General features: G+C 60.8%; 9 protein-coding genes and 1 pseudogene. All 10 read right to left on the bottom strand.

The genetic code is table 11. The features are described 5' to 3' along the window. Positions 1–92: 92 nt before the first annotated feature. Complete coding sequence (locus AC4PS6_RS14505) at positions 93–1,589, bottom strand: YdgA family protein (protein ID WP_336827199.1); 1,497 nt, start codon at positions 1,587–1,589, stop codon at positions 93–95. 147 nt (positions 1,590–1,736) lie between these two features. Continuing rightward, the gene (locus AC4PS6_RS14500; RefSeq protein ID WP_019819550.1) at positions 1,737–2,369 is read right to left on the bottom strand and encodes a hypothetical protein; all 633 of its coding nucleotides are present in this window, start codon (positions 2,367–2,369) and stop codon (positions 1,737–1,739) included. Positions 2,370–2,450: 81 nt separating this feature from the next. Further along, on the bottom strand, positions 2,451–3,893 hold the full coding sequence (locus tag AC4PS6_RS14495; RefSeq protein ID WP_014716387.1) for an efflux transporter outer membrane subunit: 1,443 nt from the start codon (positions 3,891–3,893) through the stop codon (positions 2,451–2,453). After that, a complete protein-coding gene (locus AC4PS6_RS14490) occupies positions 3,890–4,780 on the bottom strand; it encodes an efflux RND transporter periplasmic adaptor subunit (protein ID WP_032902118.1) in 891 nt (296 codons plus the stop codon). Before AC4PS6_RS14490 ends, AC4PS6_RS14495 begins: the two co-directional genes overlap by 4 nt. Continuing rightward, positions 4,777–4,986 carry a DUF1656 domain-containing protein gene (locus AC4PS6_RS14485; protein WP_003187469.1) on the bottom strand — a complete coding sequence of 70 codons (210 nt, stop codon included), beginning with the start codon at positions 4,984–4,986 and terminating at the stop codon, positions 4,777–4,779. The genes AC4PS6_RS14490 and AC4PS6_RS14485 overlap by 4 nt, the downstream gene beginning before the upstream one ends. Then, positions 4,983–7,061, bottom strand: coding sequence for an FUSC family protein (locus AC4PS6_RS14480; RefSeq protein ID WP_336827198.1), 2,079 nt, complete (start codon positions 7,059–7,061; stop codon positions 4,983–4,985). The genes AC4PS6_RS14485 and AC4PS6_RS14480 overlap by 4 nt, the downstream gene beginning before the upstream one ends. Then, on the bottom strand, positions 7,058–7,477 hold the full coding sequence (locus AC4PS6_RS14475) for a MarR family winged helix-turn-helix transcriptional regulator (RefSeq protein ID WP_003187465.1): 420 nt from the start codon (positions 7,475–7,477) through the stop codon (positions 7,058–7,060). Before AC4PS6_RS14475 ends, AC4PS6_RS14480 begins: the two co-directional genes overlap by 4 nt. A 438-nt stretch (positions 7,478–7,915) precedes the next feature. Continuing rightward, positions 7,916–8,851 (bottom strand): annotated as a pseudogene (locus AC4PS6_RS14470) (Fic family protein); the annotation flags it as partial. Between the two features lie 156 nt (positions 8,852–9,007). After that, positions 9,008–9,253, bottom strand: a complete 246-nt coding sequence (locus AC4PS6_RS14465; RefSeq protein ID WP_014716383.1) for a DUF2789 domain-containing protein — start codon at positions 9,251–9,253, stop codon at positions 9,008–9,010. Between the two features lie 32 nt (positions 9,254–9,285). Further along, positions 9,286–10,866: a glycosyltransferase family 39 protein gene (locus AC4PS6_RS14460; RefSeq protein ID WP_336827229.1), complete on the bottom strand. Its 1,581-nt coding sequence runs from the start codon at positions 10,864–10,866 to the stop codon at positions 9,286–9,288. Positions 10,867–11,023 lie beyond the last annotated feature (157 nt).

Below are 11,023 nucleotides of genomic sequence, written 5' to 3'. Positions count from 1 at the left end.
AATATCAGCCAAAAGTTGGTTGAGGGTTGCCCCTCAACCATAGAATCTCCCACACAAGCCAGCTCCCACATTTTTTACTGCATTTTCAGCGCTTACTGGGCGCCGCTGACCGCACCGGCCTTGGACATCACAAAGCTGAGGAACTGCTCAACGGTCATTTTCTGGCCGTTGAAAGTCACTTCGTTATTGGCGTAGTGCAGCTTGGAAACCACATCGGTGCCCACCAGGGTTGCCATTTGGGTGCCGACGGCCATGCCGCTGACCATCTCGGCCGCCATCTGCGATTGCTGCTCGATGGCTTTGGGGTCAGTCACGCCGCCGACCTGGGCTTGCAGGGCGGCCACGTCGCTGATCATCGGCTTGGACAGGGTCAGGTTGGCATCGAGCAGCGCAATCATCTGCTTGCCCAGCTCAACCGGCGGCAGCTCCATAGACGTTGGCTTGGCCAGGTCGACCACCAGGTTGAACTTGCTTTCGCCGTGGGTGGTTTTCAGCGACAGGTTTTCCACCGCCAGTTGCGGCTTGGCAGCCAATACCTGGTTGACGTTGGCTTCGGCCAGGGCCTGCTCGGCTTCGGTCAATTGCAGTTCCGGTACCGGTTGGCCGGCAGCGGCAGCGGCTTGCATCGGTTGCATTTTGTCCTGGTAGAGCTTGGTCAGCACCAGCATCGCCGGGATGTCGACGTTCTTCATGCTCACAGCCATGGCCGCCGAGCCGACCGGCTTGCCCTGGTAACCGATCTCGTCGATTTTGTAGTCGACGCGACCGGCCAGGTTGTTGTCCTTGGCTTGGGTGGAATCTTTCTGCTCGAAGCCCTTGAGGGTCAGCACGGCTTTCTGCGGGCCGAAGGTGACCTTGGTGTCGGTCAGCTCCACAGTGTTCTGGCCGGTGTAAAAGCCAAAGGTGGACTTTTCAAGGTTGCTGGCGACGGTCAGGCCAGCCAGTTCCGCTTCGAACGGTGCGCCATTGGCATCGATCGCCGCGACCTTGAGGCTGTTCATGAAGCCATCAGCCTTGACCTTCTGGCCTTCGGCGCTGCTGTCGAATTCCAGGTTGGCGCCGGAGAAGCTCACCGAGGAGGTGTCATCCTTGAATTCCAGCGGCAGCAATTCGATGTTGCCGCTGACCGAACGGCTGTAGCCGATATTCGCCACGCCTTTGAGCGGCGACACGTCTTTGCTGGCGGCGAACCATTTTTCGGTGGTGGGGTTCTTTTCCAGTTCGTAGTGACTGGTGGCCATGACCGGCAACCACTTGAGGGTCACCAGGCGCGAGAACGGCAGCGGGCCGTGTTCGATATGGTCGACGAACAGCAATTCGGGGTTCGGGTTGTCTTCGCCGAACACGCTGCCTTGGCCCTTGAGGCGATAGTGCGCGGTGCTGCTGAACACGCCACGGTCCAGGGACACCAGCTCCAGGGTCACGCTACCATCGACGCCGGCCATGGAGGTCTGCAGTTCTTTATTGGCGCTCTGGATAGCGGTTTGCAGGACCGGGTCCAGTTGTTTACCGGTGTACCAGGCACCGCCCGCACTGACGGCGCCGACGGCGACAACAAAACCCAAGAAAACAACGGCTGGCTTATTCATGAAGTGACCTGATCAAATCCTGTGAGAAGTGGGCTGTCTTCCTTGAACCCCTGAGGGGATTGGCTCAAGCCCGCCGAAAACGGGGGAAGATTAGCACTGGCGGGCGTAAACGGCCCAGCCTTTCAGAGGGATCAGTTCAGCAGGAGTTCAGGAGTACTCTTGTTCGACTTCATCCAGTTGGTGATCAAAACTCTTCAAGCGCGCGGTCCAGGTGTACACCAACACCTCGAACTCGCGGTGTATCACGGCGTTGCCGGGGGTGTCGGCCTTGGGGTCGCAAAAATCCAGCTGGTAGCGCTCGCGGGCCATTTGCGTGGCCACGTCGGACAATTCCCGCGCGTTATCCAGCCAATGCCTACCGTCGGCAACCTGTCGGTCCAGCAGCACGCATTGTTTTTTCAGGACTTCGAGGCTTTTTTCCAGCGGCGTGCCGGTGAGGTCGCCCATGACTTCCTGGAACGTGCGCCCCGGCTGCCAGTAACTGCCCCAGAAATAGCGGTCGAACACGGTTTCGACGCGGCGCAGGGCGACCTTGGTGTCCCAGATCGCCACGCGGGTCTTGCCCTGCTCGAGGAGTTTTTTCTTCACCCGCTGGTTTTGATACGACGCCCAGGCCACCACGCCGATGGACAAAGTGCCGATCACCAGGCAGGCGCTGTCGAGGAACACCATCGCCTTGTCGAGTTGATGGGCGAGCATGACGCCGTAAAAATACGCGGCCGATAACAAAACCAGTGCGAAGAGCACGCACCAGAAAGCGGGAGCATAAGGGTTTTTCATTCTTGGAATCCCCATGAGCAAACGCGAGCTTTGTCGGGTGAGGCGCCAGCGGGCCTCACCCAAGAAAGCATAGCAATCACCTCACGGTTTGCCGGGTTTTTGCCCTTGCGTTCGTCCGCTTTCCCAACCGCCGCCCAGGGCCAGGAACAGGTCGATCTGGCTCATGGCAACCTGGGTGTTGGCCGCCGCCAATTGCGCACGCATATCGGTGTAGGTGCGCGTGGCTTGCAGGTCGGCCAGGAAGGATTCGCGGCCGGCCTGGAAGAAGCGGTGGGTCTGGCCCGCCGCTTCTCGGGCCGACTGTTCGGCGTCGGCCAGGGCGTCGCGGCGTTGCAACACGGCGGTGTATTGGGCCAGGCCGGTCTGGGTTTCGCGGATGGCGTTGAGCACCACGCCGTCGAAGTGGGCCAGGGCTCCCTGGGTCGCGGCTTCGGCTTCATGCACGCGGGCGCGGGCGCCGTTGGTCGGTACAGTCCAGCTGATCATTGGGCCAAAGCCCCAGCGATTAGTGGCAGGCGTGCCGAGGTTTTCCAGCAGGCCCACGGTGCCTACCGTGGCGCCGATGCTGATGTCCGGGTACAACGCGCCGGTCGCCACGCCGATGCGTGCGGTGGCGGCGGCCAGCTGGCGTTCGGCCTGGCGCACATCCGGGCGGCGCTTGAGCAGCGTGGCGCCATCGCCTACCGGCAGCAATTGAGCGATATGCGGCAGCTCAGCGCAGGTGCCCGTGCCGGCTGGCAGTTGGTCGACCGGTTTGGCCAGCAACATCGACAGCCGAAACAGCGCGGCCTGACGCGAGGCTTCATAGCGCGGTATGTCGGCGCGCAGGGATTTGTATTGGGTTTGCGAGCGAGTCACCTGGGTTTCATCGCCGCGCCCGGCATCCCGCAGGCGCTGGGTCAGTTTGGTGCTCTGGGCTTGCAGGTCGAGGGACTCGTTGGCAATCGCCAGCTCTTCGTTGGCCGCGCACACCTGGGTATAGGAGCGCACCACATCGGCCACCAGGGTGATGCGAGCGATATCCGCCGCAGCCTGGGTGGCGTCGGCGCTGGCCTGGGCGCTTTCGATGCCACGCTGCAAGGTGCCGAACAGGTCGAATTGATAGGACGTGGTAATCCCGACGCTACCGATATTGCCCACCGGGACTTTGTCCGGCAGCAAGAAGGCCTCTCCAGACTCCTGCAAACGCTGGGCCTCGGCCTTGACGCCGGCACTCCAGCCGCCAGCGGATTCGGCCTGCTGCACCTGGTAACGCGAGCGCTGCAGATTGGCGGCGGCCACGCGCAGGTCGGTGTTGGAGGCCATGGCCTGGCGCACCAGTTCGTCCAGGCGCGGGTCTTTGTACAGCTTCCACCAATCCGCTGGCACTGGCGCCGAGACTACATTTTTGCCTTCGCCCATGATCGGCCCTTGAAGGTCGCCACGGTTGACCGCAGCCTGCTCCGGCAGTTTGTAATCCGGGCCTACTACTTGGCAGGCCGACAGCAACAACCCCAGGGAAGCGGTTGCCAGAAGCCGCTTCATGGTTTGCCCCCGTCTTCAACTTTGTCGTCAATGATCGACACCGTCGCCGTGCGCCCGGCGATCATGCGAAAGTCCGCCGGCACGTCATCGAAGGCAATGCGCACGGGGATCCGCTGGGCCAGGCGCACCCAACTGAACGCCGGGTTAACGTTGGGCAACAGATTGGAGCCGCTGCTGCGGTCGCGGTCTTCGATACCGGCGACGATACTCTGCACGTGGCCATGCAGGCGCGCGTTGTCGCCGATCACACGGATATCCACACCCATGCCCACGTGAATGCCGTCGAGCTTGGTCTCTTCGAAATAGCCGTCGATGTGGAAGGAGTTGCTGTCTACCACCGATAGCACCGGGCGCCCGGCGGTGACGAACTCCTGGGTACGCGGTGCGCGGTCGTTGACGTAGCCGTCCACGGGGCTGCGAATCACCGAGCGGTCGAGGTTGAGTTGGGCGGAGTCCACTGTCACTTGGGCTTCGGCCAGGGCCGATTGGGCGCGGGCGACGCGGGACTGGCTCTCTTCCAGTTGCTCGCTGGGCACCAGGTTGCCAAGGCCACGGTTACGCTTGTACTCGCGCTGGGCCTGGGCCAGGGTTTCCTGGCGGTCGGCCACGGCGGCCTGGGCTTGGCGCAGGGCCAGCTTGAAGCGGTCCTGGTCGACGGCGAAGAGCACCTGGCCCTTGGTCACCAACTGGTTGTCGCGCACGTCCACGCGCTGGATCAGCCCGGACACGTCCGGGGCGATCTGCACGATGTCGGCACGGATGTGGCCGTCACGGGTCCAGGGCGCAAACATGTAGTACATGACCATGCGCCACACAACGACGACCGCGAAACTCACGATCAACAACGTCAGGACGACACGGCCGATAGTCAAAAAAGGTTTTTTCATGTCATCAAATATCGACTGAGTGAGTCCACCGCGCCCAGCAACAGCGCGTAGAGCCCCACATTGAACAATGCCCGGTGCCAGACCAGGCGATAGAAGTGCATGCGCGTCAACAGCCCGTGCACCACCAGAAACAACACATAAGTAATGCCCATCAGCACCAGCAGCGTGGGCAGGAATACCCCGCTGATATCCAGGTCACCGATCATAAAGGCGCTCCATCAGGTAACGGCGCTTGCATCTCTGTACCGCCAATGAACTCCACACCGGGCAACAGCGCCAGGCGCAGGCCGGCCAAGGCGTGCAGCAGGTGCAGGCGGGTGTCGTCTTCGTCTTGCAGGCCCTGGCCGTTGAGGGCGCGACGCGTGCGGTCCAGGGTCATCAGCAGACCGCTGGGCGCGGGCAAGCGTTCACCCGCCTTCAGGCAGGCCTTGAAGTAACCGCCCACGCCTTCCACCACCTGGTTGAGCAACACCCGTGGCACACCGAGGATGCGTGGCGAGTAGGCCAGCAGATCGAGCAGGTTCAAAGCCACGCGCAAGTCGCGCAGGGCGATGCCAGTGTCCTGGCCGGTGAGCGCCAGGCGCGGCAGGTGTTGCATCAGGCGGTCGAGCATTTGTACGGCCATGTGCCGGTGCTCGGCCAGGGTGGCGGGCTCGGTGAGGCTGACGATGTCGCGCCAGCTGAAACGGGTGAGGCGCTTGGCCGCCAGTTCGGCGCCGAAGGGTCGGGCGATCAAGGTCCAAACGAACGCGAACAGCAGACCCACGGGCCCGGCCAGGTTGACGTTGGCGAAGTTGAGAAAGTCCGCGTCATAGGCGCCCTGGATGCTGATGAACGATGAGGTGTTCACCAGCGTCAGCAACATGCCCAGGTAAAACCGTGGCTGCACCGTGAGGGTACCGATGCAAATAAACGGCACGGCGAAGGCCAGCACCAGCATGGGGAAATCATGCAGGTTGGGCAGCACCAGAAACAGATACAGGCTGGCGAACAGCACCGACATGGCGGTCCAGAAAAAGAACCGATAGATCTGCGGTGCAGGGTCGTCCATCGAGGCGAAAAAGCTGCACGCCACAGCGGCAAGGATCACGGCGCTGCCGCCGTCGGTCCAGCCCAACAGAATCCACAATACCGACGCGACAATGATTGCGGTGACGGTGGAAAACGCCGAGTAGAACATCAGCCCACGGTCGAGGAACGGCGTGAGCCGGCCCAGGCGCCAGTGCCGGTAAACGGCGCGCCAGGTGTCCTGACTTTCACATTGGATGGCGGCTTGCAGGCTGCGGCAGTCTTGCCACAAATCGACCCATTCGCCCAGGCGGTACAGGGCGTTGGAGAACAGCAACGTATGACGGTCATCCAGCGCTTCGCCCTGGGGTTGAGCGGCGTCGATCTTGTCACGCAATACACGCCAGCGTTCCAGGGGCGCTTGTTCGGTAGTGCTTTGCAGCCAGGCGCTGGCCGCTTCCAATAACGGCGTGAGCTGGTCGAGAAACTCCGGCGCACGGTGCTCGATGGCGTACACCGCATCATCCAGAGCGTCGATCACTGGCAGCAGGTGAATCATGCGCCCGCGCAGTTCCTTGGTGTTGCGTACTGTCTGCGGGCGCGCGCCTTCGTGGGGCAGTTGGCCGATCATCAATTCGAGGGTATTGAAAGTGGCGACCATGCCGCCGCGCAGGTTGCTGACTTCTTCGGGGTCGACCTTGCGGCTGAGAAAGCGCTGGCTGTAGACCTGGGCGTCGCTGAACCACTTGGCCACCGAGCCATCGAACACCGGCATCAGGCGCCGGGGCCAGAACATCGCGCCCACCACCGCCGCGACCGCAATGCCGAGGAAGATTTCTTCGGTACGCGCCTCCGCCACATCCCAGACCGCCAAAGGGTTATCCACCACCGGCAGGGCAATCAGCGGCAAGGTGTAGCCGGCCAGCATCAGGGCATAGTTATTCGCGGTGCGCAGGTGCATGGACAAGAACAGCAAGGTGCCCGTCCACAGCGCAATTACCACCACCAGAATGTAGGGTGACTGCACGAACATCGGCACAAACAGCACCGCCGCCGCCGCGCCCATCAAGGTGCCGATGGCGCGGTACAGGGCTTTGGAACTGGTTGGGCCGACAAACGGGCTGGAGACGATATACACCGTGGCCATCGCCCAGTACGGACGCGGCATTTGCATGAGCATGGCGATGTACAGCGCGATCATCGACGCGGCGAAGGTACGCACCCCGTAGAACCAATCGCGGGCAGGCGGGAAGCCGGTAAAAAATCCGTTCAAGACGACACAGCCTCAGCCGCTTCGAAGGCGCGCAGTACGCGCAGTGCGGCTTGCAGATCGTCAGGGGCGATATCTGCCAACACGTCTTTGCGCAGGCGCACCAGTTGCGCTTCCACCGCCTGCACCAACTCACGGCCACGCTCGGTAAGGCTCAGGGCTTTGGCGCGGCGGTCGTGGATGTCTTCGGTGCGGCAGACGTAACCGTCACCGCACAGCCGGTCAAGCAGGCGCACCAGTGATGGGCTTTCCATACCGGAAGCCTGGGCTACTTTGACCTGGTGTACCCCGTCGCCCAAGCGGCCGATCATCAACAACGGCACGGCGCAGGCTTCGGAGATGCCATAGCTCACCAGCGTGGTCTGGCAGATTTTGCGCCAATTACGGGCGCCCACCACCATGCTGCTGCTGAGGCTCATCTGGAGTTGTTCGAGGGATTGAGGCACTGGATAGTTCGCATACAGTTAGTTTGCTAACTATCAATATGGTGGAGGAAGGGTTTGCCGTCAAGTTTTGAAACAATTTCGCAGATGAGTGGTGGGATGCGCGTTCGCCATGCGACAAACAAAATGTGGGAGCTGGCTTGCCTGCGAAAGCGGTGGCTCAGTTGAATATTCAGTGACTGACACGCCGCCTTCGCGGGCAAGCCCGCTCCCACATTAGGTCAGCGTCGGCTTCATGCTTGCTGCTCAGCCTGCCCACCCAGACGACCTAGTCTTCCGCGCGGAATTAGTCGCACCCACTCATCAATAGGCGATATCCCTTTGATAAGAAAAAACGTCTGCTGCATCTATAGTCCGTTTCACCTAGAGAAATAGGACGTTTCCCATCTTTTCACGAAGTGTCTGGATCACCTCTTACTCGCCCATCAACCTCAGGCTCTCCTCCTCAATAAACCCAAACACCTCATCCGCCACGCTGTATTGAAACTGCTTACGCCGATGCTTGGAAAGCTTCCCACCGTTATCCAGGCACATCATCACCAGCTTCGACAAATCACTGCCACGCACGTCGTAGCGTTGATTCACGGCCTTGATCGCGCGGTCGTAGCGGTCGAGGAATTCGGTTTCTTCGCGCAGTTCCACTTCCAGGGCTCGGCGGGCCATTTGCAGGGTGAATTCGACGCAGCGGGTCGCATCCCCGTAGCGATAGATCGAGGGGTGGCCGATGAAGTCGAACGCCATGTGGTCCGCATCCAGCCAGGTGACGTTCCAGAACTCACGGGTTGGCTGGGAAAAGGTTTTCAGCGCTTGCAGGTAGGCTTGCTCTTCATGCTTCATGGCGACAGAAACCGGTAGCAGCAAACCATTTTCCAGTGCGCCGTAGTGGCAAAGCGTCTGGTGAATCAGGAAGCGAGACAGGCGCCCATTACCGTCCATGAACGGGTGCAGGAAGACGAAACCGAAAGCGGTGACCGCGGCCGCAACCAAAGGATCGACGTCTCGAACGGGCTGGTTGGCGAAGGCCATCAGCTCTTCCATCAATTCCTGGCAAAGCGCGGGGGCTGGCGGTACGTAGCTCACACCGGCTGCGCCGCGCAGCCCGTTGTGCAGATGGTTCTGTTCGTGGCGAAACGCGACGGCTTTGTCGAAGGGGTTGGAGACTGTGCTGTTTTGCAGCTCGACCAAGTAGTCTTCGGTGAGCAAACGGCCTTCGTGGGCCTGGCGCAGGAGTTGAACGAAGCGACGAGATTTTTCTTCGCTGGGTTGTTCTTTTTCGATGGCAAATGAATCGCGGGTTTCGTGCAGGTAAGCCCACTGGATGGCGCGGTCCATCATTTCGGGAGGGAGGGTGCGATAACCTTTAGATCGAGCGCCTCACACAGATGAGCGTATCCGACTGTTGGCAGGGCGAGCTTTTCCAGAAAAAATTCACTTAAGCGATTAAAGCCCAGTTTTTTTACCGCTTACCATTTTTTTTTACATACTCGCATTTCTTGGGATATTTTTTTACACCCCTCGCCCACCCCGCAACATCAAATTCAACTCATCCACCACCACCGCCCAATCCGCATCCTCCAGAATCTCTTCACGCAAAAATGTCTTCTGGGCGTCGCTCCAAAAAAACGCATCCGCCAGTTTCAACTCCGGCTTGAGCGGCGAATGAGAGGCGACAAATTGCTCAATACTGACCGGGTCGTCCGGCAGGCCAAGCTGTTTGAACAAAGCCGGCAAGCTGTGCAGTGGCGATTCCATGAAAGGCTCCTCATAAATAGGTTCAAGTGAGTCTAGCGGCAGCCTTCAGGTTGCGGCGCCGGTGCGTTGCATAGCACGAACAACCGCGCCCTGGCGCCACCGCCGTCCTGGCGACTGAGTTCGCGCCAGCCGTTGGGCAGTGGCGCGAATTCATCTGGGGCTTCGTTGCTGCTGATCAACCATACCCGCCGCGTTTGAGCAGGCAGTGCTGAGAGGCGGTCCAGATAGATGCGGCCACCGTCCTGGTCCACCAGTGTGCCGAAACCATAGGCGTTCGGGCGAGTGGCAGTGCCGTCGGGCTTGGGCGGTGTGTAGAGCTGAAGTTGCGCGTCGGTCTGGTCGTAATACACGTAGCTGAGGTACCACATCATGTCACTCAGGACGATGCGGTCGCCTTCCTGGTAGTTGCGATTGACGAACTCCACCGGCACGTTGAACTGGTCGTGCTCATCCACTTCGAAGTTGTTCTTTAGCCCCAACAGTTCTACGCCAACAAACAGTGCGAACAACGCCACGCCCAGCCAGCACAAACGGGACGGCAAACGGTCGATGGCAAGCGCCAGGACTATCGGCAGGCCTAACGCATACACCGTGAGGTAGCGCTCGATAAACACGGGCGAGATAAAGGACACGCCATAGACCAGCAGCAGCGGCAGCAGGCAAAACAGTGCCGGCAGGCGCGCCGCGTGGTTGCGCCAGGCCGTCGATACAACCACCCCGGCGAGCAGCAGGGGGAACAGCCAGAACAGCGGCGGCCACAGGCCGAGACCGTCATCCTGCAACAGGAACTGCCAGACCATCGATGGCAGCGACAGTAGATTGACCGGCTCTTCCCAACCAATGTCGCCGCCGACTTTGAGCTGTTCGACGTGCTGCACCAAATCCAGCAGGTTGGGTAGCCAGGGCAGATACAACAACACTATCGCTACGTTAGCGACCCACCAGGCAGGTCGCGTGATCAGGCGTTGAGCTGGCGCCTGCAATCCCAGGTACGCCCAATGCACCAGCACGCACAGCGCGGTGAAGTAGTGGGTATAGAACGCGGCGCTCATTAACAGCACATACACAGCCAAATAACGCACGCGCTCGGGCTGCTTCACCCAGTACACCAGGGCCAGCGTGGCGCCCAGTAGCCACACGCCCAGCAGCGAATACATGCGCACTTCCTGGCTGTAGCGCACTGCGGTCGGCAGCAGCGCCAACAGGATCCCCGCCAGCACGGCTGCGCGTCGGGTGGACAGTTGCCGTGTCAGCCAGATGCCCAGGCCCACGACGGCCACGCCGGGGATTGCACTCAGGCTGCGAATTGAGCCGATGCTGTCGCCGAATACTTCGATCCAACCGCGCAGCAGCAAGAAATACAGCGGTGGGTGCACATCATGGGCCGCGTGAAACCACAGGTCGGCCAGGGCGTATTCGCTCAGTAACAGGCTTGAGCCTTCGTCGCCCCAGATCGCCGCCGAGGTGAGGTGGTAAAACCGCAGGGCCATGGCCAGCGCCAGGATCGGCACCCACCACAGACGGCTGAGCCAGCCGGCACCTTCCCAGGTCGAGCGATGCAAGGCAGGCAATGCCCCAACTGTTTCGTTTTGCTCTACCACAGACCGACGCACCTCAAATTCTCCCGGCATGACCCTGCTTGCCTATGCGCAAACACCGCCACTCTAGGCCAAAAGCCCTGGCCTCGCCGCTGGAATCGGACAAATCAGCAATTTGTGTAGGCCTTCACCGAAGCACTCGTCGGATCAGGCTATTATTGCCCCTTCTCCA

The organism is Pseudomonas sp. DW-iso17, assembly GCF_058725345.1.
Note: the sequence above shows the minus strand (reverse complement) of the source record. Positions and strands in the feature narration are given on the sequence as shown.